The 16,397-nt window shown below is 65.2% G+C and carries 14 protein-coding genes; 12 read left to right on the top strand and 2 right to left on the bottom strand.

Annotated features, from left to right (window positions below; translation table 11 throughout):
- Nucleotides 1–258: 258 nt before the first annotated feature.
- Nucleotides 259–498: a hypothetical protein gene (locus LXM88_RS16035; protein WP_262533806.1), complete on the bottom strand. Its 240-nt coding sequence runs from the start codon at nt 496–498 to the stop codon at nt 259–261.
- On the opposite strand from LXM88_RS16035, the gene LXM88_RS16030 reads away from it, so the two are divergent.
- The 11 genes from LXM88_RS16030 to LXM88_RS15980 all read left to right on the top strand — a co-directional run bounded on the left by LXM88_RS16030 (nt 493) and on the right by LXM88_RS15980 (nt 13,502).
- The gene (locus tag LXM88_RS16030; RefSeq protein ID WP_262533805.1) at nt 493–2,022 is read left to right on the top strand and encodes a complex I subunit 4 family protein; all 1,530 of its coding nucleotides are present in this window, start codon (nt 493–495) and stop codon (nt 2,020–2,022) included. The two genes, LXM88_RS16035 and LXM88_RS16030, sit on opposite strands and share 6 nt — an antisense overlap.
- 270 nt (nt 2,023–2,292) lie before the next feature.
- Nucleotides 2,293–3,180, top strand: coding sequence for a ubiquinol oxidase subunit II (gene cyoA / locus LXM88_RS16025; RefSeq protein WP_262533802.1), 888 nt, complete (start codon nt 2,293–2,295; stop codon nt 3,178–3,180).
- Between the two features lie 3 nt (nt 3,181–3,183).
- Nucleotides 3,184–5,190 (top strand): cytochrome o ubiquinol oxidase subunit I, encoded by a 2,007-nt coding sequence (gene cyoB / locus LXM88_RS16020; protein ID WP_262533800.1) that lies wholly within the window; start codon nt 3,184–3,186, stop codon nt 5,188–5,190.
- Nucleotides 5,190–5,798 carry a cytochrome o ubiquinol oxidase subunit III gene (gene cyoC, locus LXM88_RS16015; protein ID WP_048248698.1) on the top strand — a complete coding sequence of 203 codons (609 nt, stop codon included), beginning with the start codon at nt 5,190–5,192 and terminating at the stop codon, nt 5,796–5,798. The genes cyoB and cyoC overlap by 1 nt, the downstream gene beginning before the upstream one ends.
- Complete coding sequence (gene cyoD, locus LXM88_RS16010; RefSeq protein ID WP_114177420.1) at nt 5,799–6,131, top strand: cytochrome o ubiquinol oxidase subunit IV; 333 nt, start codon at nt 5,799–5,801, stop codon at nt 6,129–6,131.
- 321 nt (nt 6,132–6,452) lie between these two features.
- Nucleotides 6,453–6,818, top strand: coding sequence for a hypothetical protein (locus LXM88_RS16005; RefSeq protein ID WP_262542861.1), 366 nt, complete (start codon nt 6,453–6,455; stop codon nt 6,816–6,818).
- A gap of 136 nt (nt 6,819–6,954) precedes the next feature.
- Nucleotides 6,955–8,838 (top strand): extracellular solute-binding protein, encoded by a 1,884-nt coding sequence (locus LXM88_RS16000; RefSeq protein ID WP_262533795.1) that lies wholly within the window; start codon nt 6,955–6,957, stop codon nt 8,836–8,838.
- Nucleotides 8,839–8,890: 52 nt separating this feature from the next.
- A complete protein-coding gene (locus LXM88_RS15995) occupies nt 8,891–9,934 on the top strand; it encodes a microcin C ABC transporter permease YejB (protein WP_262533793.1) in 1,044 nt (347 codons plus the stop codon).
- Nucleotides 9,935–9,982: 48 nt separating this feature from the next.
- Nucleotides 9,983–11,080: an ABC transporter permease gene (locus LXM88_RS15990; RefSeq protein WP_262533791.1), complete on the top strand. Its 1,098-nt coding sequence runs from the start codon at nt 9,983–9,985 to the stop codon at nt 11,078–11,080.
- Nucleotides 11,077–12,699 carry an ABC transporter ATP-binding protein gene (locus tag LXM88_RS15985; RefSeq protein ID WP_262533789.1) on the top strand — a complete coding sequence of 541 codons (1,623 nt, stop codon included), beginning with the start codon at nt 11,077–11,079 and terminating at the stop codon, nt 12,697–12,699. The genes LXM88_RS15990 and LXM88_RS15985 overlap by 4 nt, the downstream gene beginning before the upstream one ends.
- Before the next feature lie 128 nt (nt 12,700–12,827).
- Nucleotides 12,828–13,502 carry a C40 family peptidase gene (locus LXM88_RS15980; protein WP_262533787.1) on the top strand — a complete coding sequence of 225 codons (675 nt, stop codon included), beginning with the start codon at nt 12,828–12,830 and terminating at the stop codon, nt 13,500–13,502.
- A 156-nt stretch (nt 13,503–13,658) separates the two neighbouring features.
- Here the strand turns inward: LXM88_RS15980 and LXM88_RS15975 are convergent, their stop codons facing one another.
- Nucleotides 13,659–14,585: a patatin-like phospholipase family protein gene (locus LXM88_RS15975; protein ID WP_047898442.1), complete on the bottom strand. Its 927-nt coding sequence runs from the start codon at nt 14,583–14,585 to the stop codon at nt 13,659–13,661.
- A 280-nt stretch (nt 14,586–14,865) separates the two neighbouring features.
- On the opposite strand from LXM88_RS15975, the gene gltX reads away from it, so the two are divergent.
- Nucleotides 14,866–16,275 (top strand): glutamate--tRNA ligase, encoded by a 1,410-nt coding sequence (gene gltX, locus LXM88_RS15970; RefSeq protein WP_262533784.1) that lies wholly within the window; start codon nt 14,866–14,868, stop codon nt 16,273–16,275.
- Nucleotides 16,276–16,397 lie beyond the last annotated feature (122 nt).

The following is a 16,397-nucleotide window of genomic DNA, read 5'->3' as shown; positions in this document are numbered from 1 at the left end:
GAGCATGAAGGACAGCGGTGCTTGCGGCGACGCCGATCGGTGGAATGGTCATTCGCCCGACTTGTTTCGAGCAACGCAAATTGAAATAAAAATGAAGGGAATGGTGTAAGGCTGGAGGCGCTGCGCGATCACCATCCAGCGCGGCTTCAATCATCTTGTTCCGGCCCTCGGAAATGATGCGTCGGCGTCAAAATTGCGGCACTGCGTCGATTCTCGCGACGGACCTCACCGCGCAATACAAAAAATTACTCATAAAAATCAGCACTCTGCGTCCGCGCCGAAAATCGATGCGCTGCTGCGCTGCAAAAAATAATCGATCGCCTTATGCTGGTTAACCCGATTGCGCTTGAGCGACATCAAGCTTTGCCTTGATGCCGCTTTACATTTTGCCAACATTGGCGATTCACGAAATCTATCTGTCGATTTGATTTCGTTTCTTTCGTCTCGCCTGTCACCGATGCAGTGCGCGACCTTCCTCAAGGCCTTGTTGACATGCATGATTTCTCCTTCCTGAGCCTGGCTATCTGGGTTCCGATCGTGTTTGGCGCGTGCCTGCTGCGCGCCGGCTCCGACCATCATCCACGCCGCACGCGACTGATCGCGCTCGCCGGCGCGCTGGCTGGGCTAGCGGCTGTCGTCCCGCTGGTCGCCGGTTTCGACGCGCATTCAGCCGCGATGCAGTTCGTCGAAAGCCGCAACTGGCTGGCGGCGTTCAATTCGGGATGGCGGGTCGGCATCGACGGCGCGTCGCTGTGGCTCGTCGTGCTGACCGCATTCACGACGCTCGTGGTGGTGGTCGCGTCGTGGGAGTCGGTCACGGTGCGCGTCGCGCAGTACTACGCGTCGTTCCTGATCCTGTCGGGGCTGATGGTCGGCGTGTTCGTCGCACAGGACGGGCTGCTGTTCTTCATCTTCTTCGAGGCGACGCTGATCCCGCTTTACCTGCTGATCGGCACGTGGGGGCGCGAGCGCCGCGTGTACGCAGCCGTGAAGTTCTTCTTCATTTCGTTCGCCGGCTCGCTGTTGCTGCTGATGGCGATGCTGTACCTGTACGCGCAGTCGCATACGTTCGACATGGCCGTGTGGCGCACGCTGCAGCTCGGTTTCGCACCGCAGTTGCTGGTGTTCCTCGGCTTCTTCGCCGCGTTTGCGGTCAAGGTGCCGATGTGGCCGGTTCACACGTGGCTGAGCGACGTGTACACGGACGGCCCGACGGGCGCCGCGCTGATGCTCGCGATGCTCAAGCTCGGCGGCTACGGGTTCCTGCGCTTCGCGCTGCCGATCACGCCCGACGCAAGCCACTTCTTCGCGCCGGCCGTGATCGCGCTGTCGCTGTTCGCGATCGTCTATGCGAGCCTGATCGCGCTCGCGCAGACCGATCTAGGCAAGCTGCTCGCGTACTCGACGGTCGCGCACATGGGCATCGTCACGCTCGGGCTGTTCCTGTTCAACCGGATCGGCGTCGAAGGCGCGATCGTGCAGCTCGTGTCGTACGGCTTCGTCGCGGGCGCGATGCTGCTGTGCGTGAACGTGCTGGTCGATCGCACGAAGCAGCGCGAGATCGCCGCGTACGGCGGCGTAGCAGGGGTGATGCCGCGTTTCGCGACCTTCACGCTGCTGTTCGCGATGGCCAACGTCGGCCTGCCGGGCACGTCGGGATTCGTCGGCGAGTTCATGGTCATCATGGGCGCGATCCGTTTCAACTTCTGGATCGGCGCAATCGCGGCGCTGACGCTGATCCTCAGCGCGTCGTACACGCTGTGGATGCTCAAGCGCGTGGTGTTCGGCAAGGTCGCGAGCCAGCGGATCGCGAAGCTCGCCGACCTGAACCGTCGCGAGATCGTGATGTTCGCGTCGCTCGCGCTGATCGTGCTGGCGATCGGCATCGATCCGAAACCGTTCACCGACGCGATCGATCCGACCGTCGGCAAGCTGATCGACGAAGCCAGCCATTCGAAGGTGCCGGCAGGGGACGGCCCCGTGCAGCCGCAGCCGTCGTACATGGCATCGACGCACGGCTGAGCGCAGCACGCCGCGCGAACGGGCCGCATCGCACGGCGATGCGGTCGTTGCGCGCACATCGATCGCGGTCCGGCACATGCGACGCCGGGCCCGCTTCCGGCTGCGTGAAATTGCTCCGCGACAATGTGTCTCACGGCAGATCTTGCAATGATGATTTGCCGCATCCACCGGTTTTTCATCGCACCTGCGCGACGTATGATTCGGCCACTTTCGTGGATCGAATGCGCATCGGGCATACGCAAACGGATTCAATGACTCTCGGGCTGTGTGATGAAAACAAGAGCTTCAAGAGGCTGGTCGGCGCTGATATCAATCGGCGCGGCACTGGGCCTGTCAGGCTGTAATTTAGATGTACTAAATCCGAAAGGAAGCGTGGGCGCCGCCGAAAAGGCGCTGATCGCGACGTCCACCTGGGCGATGCTGATCGTCGTCGTGCCGGTGATCCTGCTGACGCTGTGGTTCGCGTGGCGTTACCGCGCGTCGAACCGCAACGCAACCTACGCGCCGAACTGGTCGCACTCGACCGCGATCGAAGTCGTGATCTGGACGGTGCCGACACTGATCATCCTGTTCCTCGGCGTGCTCACGTGGAAGACCACGCACGAGCTCGACCCGTACAAGCCGCTCGAGTCGTCGGTGAAGCCGATCGACGTCGAGGTCGTCGCGCTCGACTGGAAGTGGCTGTTCATCTATCCGGAACTCGGCATCGCGTCGGTCAACCAGCTCGCGATCCCGGTCGGCACGCCGGTGAATTTCCGCATCACGTCGGATTCGGTGATGAACTCGTTCTTCATCCCGCAGCTCGGCGGCCAGGTCTACGCGATGGCCGGCATGCAGACTCGCCTGCACCTGATCGCCGACGAGCCCGGCGACTACGCGGGCACGTCAGCCAACTTCAGCGGCCGCGGCTTCTCCGACATGAAGTTCCGCACGCTCGCCGAGCCGCGCGAACAGTTCGATGCATGGGTGCAGAAGGTGAAGGCGTCGCCGGACCGGCTCGACGCGACCGTGTACGGCACCGTCGCGCAGCCGAGCGAGAAGGCGCCCGTGCGCTACTTCTCGTCGGTCGATCCGCGGCTCTTCCACAACATCATCGCGAAATACAACGATGGCCACGTCCTCGACCTGAAGGACGCCGCCTGCGGCACGAAGGGGTAACGCATGTTCGGCAAACTCACACTCTCGGCGATCCCGTTCGATCAGCCCATCATCATGGTGGCCGGCGCCTTCATGGGGCTGGCCGTGCTGGGCATTCTCGCCGCGCTGACGATCACCGGCCGGTGGAAATGGCTGTGGACGGAATGGCTGACGACGGTCGACCACAAGAAACTCGGCGTGATGTACATCATCGTCGCGCTGATCATGCTGCTGCGCGGCTTCGCCGACGCGATCATGATGCGCATGCAGCTCGCGCTCGCGTACAACGCGCCCGGCTATCTGCCGCCGCACCACTATGACCAGATCTTCACGGCACACGGCGTGATCATGATCTTCTTCATGGCGATGGTGTTCATGGTCGGCCTGATGAACCTGATCGTGCCGCTGCAGATCGGCGCGCGCGACGTCGCATTCCCGTTCATCAACTCGCTGAGCTTCTGGATGACGGCGGTCAGCGCGATCCTGATCAACATCTCGCTCGTGATCGGCGAATTCGCGCAGACGGGCTGGCTCGCGTACCCGCCGCTGTCGGAGCTGCAGTACAGCCCGGGGGTAGGGGTCGACTACTACCTGTGGGCGCTGCAGATCTCGGGCGTCGGCACGCTGCTGACCGGCGTGAACTTCTTCGTGACGATCATCAAGATGCGCGCGCCGGGCATGACGCTGATGAAGATGCCGGTGTTCACGTGGACGGCGCTCTGCACGAATGTGCTGATCATGGCGTCGTTCCCGATCCTGACTGCGACGCTCGCGCTGCTCGGCCTCGACCGTTACCTCGGCATGCACTTCTTCACGAACGAAGCCGGCGGCAACGCGATGCTGTACCTGAACCTGATCTGGGCGTGGGGCCACCCGGAGGTATACATCCTGATCCTGCCGGCGTTCGGCATCTTCTCGGAAGTCATCGCGACGTTCGCGAAGAAGCCGCTGTTCGGCTACAAGACGATGGTGTACGCGACCTGCGCGATCATGGTGCTGTCGTTCCTCGTGTGGCTGCATCACTTCTTCACGATGGGCTCGGGTGCGAACGTGAACGCGTTCTTCGGCATCATGACGATGATCATCGCGATCCCGACCGGCGTGAAGGTGTTCAACTGGCTGTTCACGATGTATCGCGGCCGGATCGAATTCACGACGCCCGTGCTGTGGACGATCGGCTTCATGGTCACGTTCACGCTCGGCGGCATGACCGGCGTGATGATGGCGATTCCCGGCGCGGACTTCGTGCTGCACAACAGCCTGTTCCTGATCGCGCACTTCCATAACGTGATCATCGGCGGCGTGCTGTTCGGCTATCTCGCGGGCTTCAACTACTGGTTCCCGAAGGCGTTCGGCTTCAAGCTGAACGAGAAGCTCGGCAAGGCCGCGTTCTGGTTCTGGCAGGTCGGCTTCTACGTCGCGTTCGTGCCGCTCTATGTGCTCGGCTTCATGGGCATGACGCGCCGGCTCAACCACTACGACAACCCCGCATGGCACCCGTGGCTGCTGGTTGCCGCGTTCGGCGCCGTGTTGATCGCGATCGGCATCGCGTGCCAGTTGCTGCAGCTCGTGGTCAGCATCCGCAATCGCAACCTGCCGGAATACCGCGACACGACGGGCGATCCGTGGGGCGGCCGCACGCTGGAGTGGGCAACCTCGTCGCCGCCGGCCGACTACAACTTCGCGGTGATTCCGCAAGTGCGCACGCTCGACGCGTACGCGGACATGAAGGCGCGCGGCGAAGGCCGGCCGAACCCGGCGTCGATCCGCGACATCCATATGCCGTCGAATACCTGCGCGGGCCTCGTGGTCGCGATCTTCAGCCTGGTGCTCGGCTTCGCGCTGGTGTGGCACATCTGGTGGATGGCGATCGGCGGGCTCGTCGGGATCGTCGCGACGCTGGTGATCTACAGCTCGCGCGATAACGACGGTTATTACATCCCCGCGTCGACGGTGCGGAAGATCGAAGACAAGCAGCCGACCAAGCGCGTGGCCACGCGTGTCGACGACGTGGAACTGGAGGCCAACTGATGTTGCAGAAAACCTTGAGCGCGACCCTGCTCGAGCACGACGACCATCCGCCGTCGCATTCGGTGTTCGGGTTCTGGCTGTACCTGATGACCGACTGCGTGATCTTCGCGGCGCTGTTCGCGACGTTCGCGGTGCTAGGCCACCAGTATGCGGGCGGGCCGACCGCGAAAGACCTGTTCGACATTCCGGGCGTCGCGGTGGAAACCGCCGCGCTGCTGCTGTCGAGCATCACGTACGGTTTCGCGATGCTCGCTGCGTACAAGCAGCGGCGCGGCGCGCTGCTCGCGTGGCTCGCCGTGACGTTCGTGCTCGGCGCGGCGTTTCTCGCGATGGAGCTGCGCGAGTTCTCGCACCTGATCGCGGAAGGCGCCGGCCCGCAGCGCAGCGCGTTCCTGTCGGCGTTCTTCACGCTGGTCGGCACGCACGGGCTGCACGTGACGGCCGGCCTGCTGTGGATGATCGTGCTCGCCGGGCAGATCGTGTTCCGCGGCGGCGACCTGACCGATCGCGACCTGCGGCGCCTGACGTGCCTGAGCCTTTTCTGGCACTTCCTCGACATCGTGTGGATCTGCGTGTTTTCCTTTGTCTATCTCGCGAGCGTGATCTAAATGGCCCATACGCATTCGTCTCAACTCGAAGAAGGGCACGGCAGTGTCGGCGGCTACGTCGCCGGCTTCATCCTGTCGGTGCTGCTCACGGCCGCGTCGTTCGGCCTCGTGATGGGCGGCGTGCTGTCGCCGCATGCGTCGCTGATCGCGCTCGCCGTGCTCGCGTTCGTGCAGATCGTCGTGCACCTCGTGTACTTCCTGCACATGAACGGTTCGTCGGGCCAGCGCTGGAACGTGATGGCATTCAGCTACACGGTGCTGACCGCGGCGATCCTGATCGTCGGCACGCTATGGGTGATGCACAACGTCAGCATGAACATGATGTCGCGCTGAGCGGTGTCGCGGCGCCGGGTTCGATATCCGCGCGCGTTGATGAAGAAAAGGCGGCACAGGTGCCGCCTTTTTGTTTTATTGCAGTGTGCGCCGCGCAAGGCGGTCGACGGCGAGACGACGGTGAGTGCATCGGGGCGCACGAGCGCGAGCCGGACAGGTTTCGGCAGCCGGCGAGGGCAGGGCCGGCGCCGATTGTTACAAGACGTTAGCGCACGCTTCCCGTTGCGATGCCGCGCATCAGTTCTTACAAACGTGAAATATGCGGAGACGACGCTTGCCGTTATAGTCGAATCACACATGACACAACCAGAAGAGGAATCCATGAAGACCTTGCGTGTTGCCTCGCTCTTGACCGGTATGACGGCCTTGCTCGTGTCGGGCGCAGCAATGGCGGGAGTCAATGTCGGGATCAACGTCGGCGTGCCGGCACCGGTTTACGTCGCGCCCGCGCCCGTGTATGTGCCGCCGCCTCCGCCGCCGGTCATCTATCAGCCGGCGCCCGTGTATGCACCTGCACCCGTCTATATGCCGGGGCCGGCGATCGTGATCGGCTGGCATGGAGACCGCTACTGGGACGGCCGTCGCTACTGGGGCCGCGACGACTGGTATCGCCATCATGGCCGCGGCTGGGGCGGCGATCGTGATCGTGGTCACTGGGATAATGGCCGCCACAACGGCTGGCGCTGATCGACACGTGGCGCACGCGTGATGCGTGCGTCCGCTGATGAAGAAACCGCCCGCGTGGCGGTTTTCTTTTGGCTCGAAGGATTGAATGGGTAGAATCGTCCCACGTTACACCCCTCATTCGACCGACAGGGCCTCTATGACGAAGGGTTCGCCCCGGGCCGCCGCTGCGCGCGTCCGCTTCGCCGCGCTGCGTGCCGCAAGGGCCGCCGGCCGCGTTGCCGCGGTGTTTGCGTTGCAGGCTGCGCTGGCCGCGACGGCCGCGCACGCCGCCTACGCCATTGCGCAGTACGGCGAGCCGAAATATCCGCCGGGCTTCAAGCATTTCGACTACGTCAACCCCGATGCGCCGAAGGACGGCACGCTCGTGCTCGCGAACCCGAACCGGCTGACGTCGTTCGACAAGTTCAATCCGTTCACGATGCGAGGCAACCCCGCGCCGGGCATCGACATGCTGTTCGAGAGCCTGACGACGGGCAGCTCGGACGAACCGGCATCCGCGTACGGGCTGCTTGCCGACGATATCGACATCGCGCCCGATCGCCGTTCGGTCACGTTCCACCTGAATCCTCGCGCACGCTTCTCGAACGGCGATCGCGTCACCGCCGACGACGTCAAGTTTTCGTTCGACACGCTGAAGAGCAAGCTGGCCGCGCCGCAGTTCGGCGCGTATTTCGCGGAGATCGCGAAGGCCGTGGCCGTCGACCCGGCCACCGTGCGCTTCGAATTCCGCAGCGCGAATCGCGAGCTGCCGCTGATCGCCGGCGGCGTGCCGGTGTTCTCGCGCAAGTGGGGCTTGCGCGCGGACGGCTCGCGCATCCCGTTCGACCAGCTCGCGTTCGAGCAGCCGATCGGCAGCGGTCCGTACCTGATCGAGCGTTACGACAACGGCCGCACGATCACCTACCGGCGCAATCCCGCGTACTGGGGCGCCGACCTGCCGGTGCGGATCGGCACCCACAACTTCGAGCGGATCGTCTACAAGCTGTACGGCGACGGCGTCGCGAGGCTCGAGGCGTTCAAGGCCGGCGAATACGACGTGCTGGTCGAGTACATCGCGCGCAACTGGACGCGGCGCGACGTCGGCAAGCGCTTCGACAACGGCGAGCTCGTCAAGCGCGAATTCCGCCAGCACAACGGCGCGGGCATGCAGGGCTTCTTCATGAACCTGCGCCGGCCGCTGTTCCGCGACGTGCGGGTGCGCCAGGCGCTCGACCTCGCATTCGACTTCGAATGGCTGAACCGGCAACTGTTCTACAGCGCGTACACGCGTCTCGACAGCTATTTCGCCGACACCGACCTGCAGGCGACCGGCACGCCGGGTGCCGGCGAACTGAAGCTGCTGGAGCCGCTGCGCGCGCAGCTCGATCCGGCCGTGTTCGGCCCGATGGTCACGCAGCCGGCCACGAATCCGCCGGGCTCGCTGCGCGCGAACCTGCTGAAGGCGCGCGAGCTGCTCGCGCAGGCCGGCTGGACCTATCGCGACGGTGCGCTGCGCAATGCGAAGGGCGAGCCGTTCACGTTCGAGATCCTCGACGATGCGGGCGGCGCGATGGAAGGCGTCGTGACCGCGTACCAGCGCAATCTGACGAAGCTCGGCATCGACGCACGCTTTCGTACGGCCGATTACGCGCTGCTGCAAAAGCGGCTCGATGCGTTCGACTACGACATGACGACGATCCGCTTGCCGGGCGTGCAGGTGCCGGGCGCCGAGCAGTACTCGCGTTACGCGAGCAAGTTCGCCGACGAGCCGGGCTCCGACAACATCACCGGGCTGAAGTCGCCGGCCGTCGACGCACTGCTGCACGCGCTCGGCACCGCGCAGTCGCGCGACGAGCTGCTCGACGCGACGCACGCGCTCGACCGCGTGCTGATGCACGGCTACTACGCGGTCCCGCAGTGGTACAGCACGACGCACCGGATCGCGTACAAGCGCACGCTCGCCTATCCGCAGACGCTGCCGCTGTACTATTCGGCCGAGGGCTGGGTCGTGTCGACCTGGTGGGCGAAGCCCGCTCACTGACCCGCGCCGGCCCTTCGTCCAACCCAGCCTACCGATCACGAGTCGACGCCCTATGTGGAGCTACATCCTCAAACGCCTGCTGCTGATGATCCCGACGCTCATCGGCGTGCTGACCCTCACGTTCGCGGTGATCCAGTTCGTGCCGGGCGGCCCGGTCGAGCAGGCCGTGCAGGAATTGCGCAAGGGCGCGACGGAGCAGGGCGCGGTGCCGTTCGGGATGCGTGCACACACCGGCGTCGACGCGCAGCAGCTCGCGCAACTCAAGGCGCTGTACGGTTTCGACAAGCCACCGCTCGAGCGCTACTGGCTGATGCTGAAGCGCTTTGCGCGCTTCGATCTCGGCGACAGCTACTTCCGCCACCAGAGCGTGTGGTCGCTGGTCGTGCAGAAGCTGCCCGTGTCGATCAGCATCGGGCTCTGGACGTTCTTCCTCACGTACCTGATATCGGTGCCGCTCGGCATCGCGAAGGCGGTGCGCAACGGTTCGCCGTTCGATGTCGCGACGAGCCTGGTCGTGCTCGTCGGTTATGCGATCCCGGGCTTCGTGCTCGGCGTGCTGCTGCTCGTGCTCTTCGGCGGCGGCTCGTTCTGGCAGCTCTTTCCGCTGCGCGGGCTCACGTCGGACAATTTCGCCGGGCTGTCGCTCGTCGGCAAGGTGCTCGACTACCTGTGGCACATCGCGCTGCCGATCACGGCGTCGGTCGTCGGCAGCTTCGCGGTCATCACGATGCTCACGAAGAATGCGTTCCTCGACCAGATCCGCCGGCAATACGTGCTGACCGCGCGCGCCAAGGGGCTCTCCGAGCGCAGCGTGCTGTGGAAGCATGTGTTCCGCAACGCGATGCTGCCGCTGATCGTCGGCTTCCCGGCCGCGTTCATCGGCGCGTTCTTCACCGGCAGCCTGCTGATCGAGACGCTGTTCTCGCTCGACGGCCTCGGGCTGCTGTCGTACGAATCGGTCGTGCGGCGCGACTATCCGGTCGTGCTCGGCACGCTGTACCTGTTTACGCTGATCGGGCTCGCGACCAAGCTGATCTCCGACCTCTGCTATGTGTGGGTCGACCCGCGCATTCAATTCGACAACCTGGAGCGCTGACATGAAACAGTCCGTCCGCATGCCCGGCGTTACCGGGCGAGGGTCGCGATGAACCGGGCCGTCGTGTCGTCCCGCATCGACGCCGCGCGTGCGCGTGTGTCGCCGTCGCCCGCGCGCCGCGTGTGGCAGCGCTTCACGCAGCAGCGCCTCGGCTACTGGAGCTTCGTGATCTTCGTCGTCGCCTTTGCCGCGAGCCTCGCGGCGCCGCTGTGGTCGAACGACAAGCCGCTCGTCGTGCGCTACGACGGCCAGTATTACTTCCCGCTGTTCCATGCGTACCCGGAGACGACCTTCGGCGGCGATTTCCCGACGCCGGCCGACTATCTCGATCCGTACGTCCGCAAGCGGCTCGAGGCGCCCGGCAACTTCGTCGTCTACCCGCCGAACCGCTATTACTACGACACGCTGAACTACTTCTCGAGCGTGCCGAACCCGGCGCCGCCGTCGCGCCAGAACTGGCTCGGCACCGACGCGCAGGGGCGCGACCTGCTCGCACGGCTCGTGTACGGGTTCCGCATCTCGGTCGAGTTCGGGCTGATCCTGACCGTGATCGGCACGCTGCTCGGGATCGCCGCCGGTGCCGTGCAGGGCTTCTTCGGCGGACGCATCGACATCGTCGGGCAGCGGCTGATCGAGATCTGGAGCTCGCTGCCCGAGCTGTACCTGCTGATCATCTTCGCGTCGATCTTCGAGCCGAGCTTCCTGCTGCTGATCGTGCTGCTGTCGCTGTTCGGCTGGATCGGGCTGGCCGACTACGTGCGCGCGGAATTCCTGCGCAACCGCACGCAGGACTACGTGCGCGCGGCGCGCGCGATGGGGCTCACGAACTGGCAGATCATCTGGCGCCACGTGCTGCCGAACAGTCTCACGCCGGTGATCACGTTCCTGCCGTTCCGGATGAGCGGCGCGATCCTCGCGCTGACGAGCCTCGATTTCCTCGGGCTCGGCGTGCCGCCGCCGACACCGAGCCTCGGCGAGCTGCTCGCGCAGGGCAAGGGCAACCTCGATGCATGGTGGATCTCGCTGTCGACGTTCGGCGTGCTGGTCGCGACGCTGCTGCTGCTGACCTTCATGGGCGACGCGCTGCGCAACGCGCTCGACACGCGGATCGCCGATTCCGTGCGTGCGGCGGGAGGCCAGCGATGAGCGAAACGGTCGTATCGACGCACGACGAGCCGCTGCTGTCGCTCGAACGTCTGCATGTGCGCTTCGGCGACACGGTCGCGGTGGAGGACGTGACGCTCGCGATCGGCCGCGGCGAACGTGTTGCGCTCGTCGGCGAGTCGGGGTCGGGCAAGAGCGTGACCGCGCTGTCGATCCTGCGGCTGCTGCGCGACGCCGACGTGAGCGGCGCGATCCGCTTCGCGGGGCAGGACCTCGCGGGCAAGAGCGAGCGCGAGATGCGCGGGCTGCGCGGCTCGGACATCGCGATGATCTTCCAGGAGCCGATGACGGCGCTCAACCCGCTGTACACGATCGGCGTGCAGATCGGCGAGACGATCGTGCTGCACGACGGCGTGTCGGCGGTCGAGGCACGCAAGCGCGCGATCGCGCTGCTCGCGCGCACGGGCATCGCGGAACCCGACAAGCGCGTCGACAGCTACCCGCACCAGTTGTCGGGCGGTCAGCGGCAGCGCGCGATGATCGCGATGGCGCTCGCGTGCCGGCCGCGCCTGTTGCTGGCCGACGAGCCGACCACCGCGCTCGACGTGACGATCCGCGCGCAGATCGTCGACCTGCTGCTGGAACTGCAGCGCGAGGAGGCGGAAAAGCGCGGGATGGCGATCCTGCTGATCACGCATGACCTGAATCTGGTGCGCCACTTTGCCGATCGCGTCGCGGTGATGGAGCACGGCCGGCTCGTCGAGAGCGGGCCGGTCGAGCGGATCTTCGCGGAACCCGAGCATCCGTATACGCAGCGGCTGCTGAACAGCCGGCCGCAACGCGCGGTCGCGCCCGTGATGCCGATCGCGCCCGTCGTGCTCGACGCGCGCCACGTGAGCGTGCAGTTCGCGCGCAAGCGGCCGGGCTTCGCGGGCTGGTTCGGCACGGTGCCCGTGACGGCCGTCGCGGACGTGTCGGTGTCGGTGCGGCAGGGCGAGACGCTCGGCATCGTCGGCGAATCGGGGTCCGGGAAATCGACGCTCGCGATGGCGCTGCTCGGGCTGCAGAAGACGGTCGGCGGCGAGATCGAATTCCAGGGGCGCGCGCTGTCGACTTATCGCGGCCGCGAACAGACGGCGCTGCGTTCGAACATGCAGGTCGTCTTTCAGGATCCGTTCAGTTCGCTTTCGCCGCGTCACACGATCGAGCGGATCGTCGGCGAGGGGCTCGAGCTGCATCGCCCCGAAATGACGCCCGATGCGCGCCGCGCAAAGTCGCTCGCGGTGCTGCGCGAAGTCGGCCTCGACCGCACGGTGCTGCACCGTTATCCGCACGAATTCTCGGGCGGGCAGCGCCAGCGGATCGCGATCGCGCGTGCGCTGGTGCTGGAGCCGCGCATCCTGATCCTCGACGAGCCGACTTCCGCGCTCGACGTGTCGATCCAGCAGCAGGTGCTGAAACTGCTCGCGAATTTGCAACAGAAATACAACCTCGGCTATGTGTTCATCAGCCACGACCTCGAGGTGATCGGCGCGATGGCGCACCGCGTCGCGGTGATGCAGGACGGCGCCGTCGTCGAGTCGGGAGACGTGTCCGACATCTTCACCAGACCGTCACATCCTTACACACAAAAGCTGTTGAAAGCGGTCTGGAAAGCGTGATAGGCGTCCAATGGTCTGACCATCTCGATTGTATTTTTTAATTTGTTTTGACAAACGATTACGCGCTGGCTAGTATCGACCGAAATTTTCCGCCAATCAGCTGATTTTTAAGCACATTCCATCGACCAATGCAGCATCGATCCCTGACCCAGGCATGCGCGCGCACCATCGCCGGGCTGTTCATCGGCGCCCTGTTCGCAGCAGCTCCCGGCGCGTTCGCCGACGAAGTCAGCAGTTTTAACCAGAATGTCACGAATTCGACTCAGATCGGGTCGGGTTCCTCCCTCCAGCAGACCAGCGCCCAGCCGTCGAGCGGCGGTGCGAAGTCGTTTCTCGCCGGCATGGCAGGCAAGGCAGGCGACGTCGTCGTCGGCGCGCTGAACATGATCGGCGTGCGTTATCGCTGGGGCGGCAACTCGCCGGATTCGGGCCTCGACTGCAGCGGCTTCGTCCGCTACGTGTTCCAGGACACGCTCGGCATGTCGCTGCCGCGTCGTGCGGAAGAGATGAGCCGCGTCGGCGAGAAGGTGAGCATGAGCAACCTCAAGCCGGGCGACCTCGTGTTCTTCAACACGATGCGCCGCACGTTCTCGCACGTCGGCATCTATATCGGCGACAACAAGTTCGTGCACTCGCCGTCGACGGGCAGCACCGTTCGCGTCGACGATCTCGACAGCGGCTACTGGGAAAAGCGTTTCACCGGCGCGCGCCGGATCGAATCGGAATTCCCGATGAAGGCTGAAGATCTGCGTCAGCGCGTGCGCGCGACGCTCGGCGACGATTCAGCGAACGGCAGCAACTGACGTTCGCCGGTCAGTCGGACCGGATAAAAAAACCCTGTCACCGAAAGGCGGCAGGGTTTTTTGTTTTTGGGGCTCGCGCTGGCGACGACGCGGAAGTCGTTCCGCCGGTCGCGGGGCGGCGGAGCCTGCCGTCGCGTCCCGCGAATGGCGTGCTTGTTACGCGGCAGCCGTGCCGCGCGCCGCCGCGAGCTTGCGCTGCAGTTCCGGCATGATGCGCGCGACGGCTTCCTCGCCCGCGAGGATCGCCGCGTTGCGCTGGTTGAAGTCGCTGCCGCCCATGGCCGCGAGGTTCGGGCGAATCACGACGTCCGCGTATTTGTCGAGTTCGTAGGTCTTGATCGTCTGGCCCATGATCGTGAAGGTCTGCAGCAGCATCTCGATCGGGTTGTTGGTTGCCGCGCCGTCCGGCCGGGCCGAGATGTCGACCGCGATCACGAAGCTCGCGCCCATCTTGCGCGCGTACGACGCGGGCACCGGGCTCACGAGGCCGCCGTCGACGTATTCGCGGTTGCCGATCTTCACCGGTTCGAACACCGACGGCACGCTGCACGACGCGCGTACCGCGAGCCCCGTGTTGCCTTGCTGGAACAGGATCGGCTGGCCGCTCTGCAGATCCGTCGCGACGATGCCGAGCGGTTTCGCCATCTTCTCGATCGGCCGGTTGTTGAGTGTCTTGTTCAGGAAGTTCTGCAGTGCGACACCCTGCAAGAGGCCGCGCGAGCGAAACGGCAGCGCCCAGTCGCTGATCGCCGCCTGGTCCATGTCGAGCGCGATCTTGTTGATCTGCAGCGCGCTCATGCCCGACGCATAGAGTGCGCCGACCACCGAGCCGGCGCTCGTGCCCGCGACGATCTCGATCGGGATGCCGCGCGCCTCGAGCGCCTTCAGCACGCCGATGTGCGAGAAGCCGCGCGCGGCGCCGCCGCCGAGCGCGATGCCGATCTTCACGGGCTTCTCGTTCGGCTGCGCGGGGTTGGATGCGTTGTCGGGGCGGGACTTGCCGCCGAACGACGTACAGGCGGCGAGGCTGGCGGACGCGCACGCGATCGTGAAGTGGCGGCGCGACAGGCGAGGGGACGACATCGAATGGTTCTCCGGCGGCTTGGCGGCGGGTTACACGGCCCGCGGCGGCGATAGGTTCCGAGCGGCCGCGCGGCAGGTTCCGTGCGGCCGGCGCCGCGCCGGTTGGCGGCCGCGGCGCGCACATCATAAAGCAAGCGGCGCGCTTGGCGCGATGTCCGTCGCGAGTATAATTCCGGCTTCTTTTCCGTTCCGGGCGTCGCGGGCCCCGTTGCTGTCCGGGCTGCCGCCGTCGATCCCGCGTCGAATCATTCATGCGCCCCAGGCGTTCGAGTTACCGTTTATGACCCGTCCTGTCCGTACCCGCTTCGCGCCGAGTCCCACCGGCTTCATCCACCTCGGCAACATCCGCTCCGCGCTCTATCCGTGGGCGTTCGCCCGCAAGATGAAGGGCACGTTCGTGCTGCGCATCGAGGATACCGACGTCGAGCGCTCGTCGCAGGAAGCGGTCGATGCGATCCTCGAAGGGATGCAGTGGCTCGGCCTGGATTTCGATGAAGGCCCGATCTACCAGATGCAGCGGATGGACCGCTATCGCGAGGTGCTTGCGCAGATGCTCGAGAAGGGCCTCGCGTACCCGTGCTACATGTCGGCCGAGGAACTCGACGCGCTGCGCGAACGCCAGCGCGAGGCCGGCCTGAAGCCGCGCTACGACGGCACGTGGCGCCCGGAGCCCGGCAAGGTGCTGCCGGAGCCGCCGGCTGGCGTGAAGCCCGTGCTGCGCTTCCGCAATCCGCTGACCGGCACGGTCGTGTGGGAAGACGCGGTGAAGGGGCGCGTCGAGATCTCGAACGAGGAACTCGACGACCTCGTGATCGCGCGCCCGGACGGAACGCCGATCTACAACTTCTGCGTGGTGGTGGACGACATGGACATGGGCATCACGCACGTGATCCGCGGCGACGACCATGTGAACAACACGCCGCGCCAGATCAACATCCTGAATGCGCTCGGCGGCGAAGCGCCCGTCTATGCGCACCTGCCGACCGTGCTGAACGAGCAGGGCGAGAAGATGAGCAAGCGGCACGGCGCGATGAGCGTGATGGCGTATCGCGACGCGGGCTTCCTGCCTGAAGCGGTCGTCAACTATCTTGCACGCCTCGGCTGGTCGCACGGCGACGCGGAAATCTTTTCGCGCGAGCAGTTCGTCGAATGGTTCGATCTCGAGCATCTCGGCAAGTCGCCCGCGCAGTACGACCACAGCAAGCTGAGCTGGCTGAACGCGCATTACATCAAGGAAGCCGACAATGCGCGCCTCGCCGCGCTCGCGAAGCCGTTCCTCGACGCGCTCGGCATCGACGACGCGGCGCTTGCGACGGGCCCGGCGCTCGACGTCGTGGTCGGCCTGATGAAGGATCGCGCGACGACGGTCAAGGAGATCGCGGAAGGCGCCGCGATGTTCTACCGCGTGCCAGCACCGGAAGCCGACGCGCTTGCGCAGCACGTGACCGATGCGGTGCGGCCGGCGCTGGCCGATCTCGTCGTTGCGCTGAAGGCGGCCGACTGGACCAAGGAAGCGGTGTCCGCTGCGCTGAAGGCGACGCTCGGCGCGCACAAGCTGAAGATGCCGCAACTCGCGATGCCGGTGCGCCTGCTGGTGGCGGGCACCACGCATACGCCGTCGATCGATGCGGTGCTCGTGCTGTTCGGCCGCGACGTCGTGGTGTCGCGCATCGAGGCCGCGCTGGCCTGAGTTCGTGCGTGAGCGAAGCTGTCTGCGCGTGAGATCGCGGCAGCTTCGCAAAAAATTTCGCTCGAATCGCAAAAAGGGTATTTACAAGTTCAAAGTCGGTCCATATAATCTCATTTCTGTTC

This window comes from Burkholderia sp. S-53 (genome assembly GCF_025560745.1).
Lineage (GTDB): Bacteria > Pseudomonadota > Gammaproteobacteria > Burkholderiales > Burkholderiaceae > Burkholderia > Burkholderia pyrrocinia.
Note: the sequence above shows the minus strand (reverse complement) of the source record. Positions and strands in the feature narration are given on the sequence as shown.

What these genes read in the sequence shown, in the direction of transcription:
- LXM88_RS15995 (WP_262533793.1), top strand. Translation starts at nt 8,891, where the DNA reads ATGTGGAGCTACATCCTCAAACGCCTGCTGCTGATGATCCCGACGCTC.
- cyoD (WP_114177420.1), top strand. Translation starts at nt 5,799, where the DNA reads ATGGCCCATACGCATTCGTCTCAACTCGAAGAAGGGCACGGCAGTGTC.
- LXM88_RS16000 (WP_262533795.1), top strand. Translation starts at nt 6,955, where the DNA reads ATGACGAAGGGTTCGCCCCGGGCCGCCGCTGCGCGCGTCCGCTTCGCC.
- cyoC (WP_048248698.1), top strand. Translation starts at nt 5,190, where the DNA reads ATGTTGCAGAAAACCTTGAGCGCGACCCTGCTCGAGCACGACGACCAT.
- LXM88_RS15985 (WP_262533789.1), top strand. Translation starts at nt 11,077, where the DNA reads ATGAGCGAAACGGTCGTATCGACGCACGACGAGCCGCTGCTGTCGCTC.
- LXM88_RS16035 (WP_262533806.1), bottom strand. Translation starts at nt 498, where the DNA reads ATGCATGTCAACAAGGCCTTGAGGAAGGTCGCGCACTGCATCGGTGAC.
- LXM88_RS16005 (WP_262542861.1), top strand. Translation starts at nt 6,453, where the DNA reads ATGAAGACCTTGCGTGTTGCCTCGCTCTTGACCGGTATGACGGCCTTG.
- LXM88_RS15990 (WP_262533791.1), top strand. Translation starts at nt 9,983, where the DNA reads ATGAACCGGGCCGTCGTGTCGTCCCGCATCGACGCCGCGCGTGCGCGT.
- gltX (WP_262533784.1), top strand. Translation starts at nt 14,866, where the DNA reads ATGACCCGTCCTGTCCGTACCCGCTTCGCGCCGAGTCCCACCGGCTTC.
- LXM88_RS16030 (WP_262533805.1), top strand. Translation starts at nt 493, where the DNA reads ATGCATGATTTCTCCTTCCTGAGCCTGGCTATCTGGGTTCCGATCGTG.
- LXM88_RS15975 (WP_047898442.1), bottom strand. Translation starts at nt 14,585, where the DNA reads ATGTCGTCCCCTCGCCTGTCGCGCCGCCACTTCACGATCGCGTGCGCG.
- cyoA (WP_262533802.1), top strand. Translation starts at nt 2,293, where the DNA reads ATGAAAACAAGAGCTTCAAGAGGCTGGTCGGCGCTGATATCAATCGGC.
- cyoB (WP_262533800.1), top strand. Translation starts at nt 3,184, where the DNA reads ATGTTCGGCAAACTCACACTCTCGGCGATCCCGTTCGATCAGCCCATC.
- LXM88_RS15980 (WP_262533787.1), top strand. Translation starts at nt 12,828, where the DNA reads ATGCAGCATCGATCCCTGACCCAGGCATGCGCGCGCACCATCGCCGGG.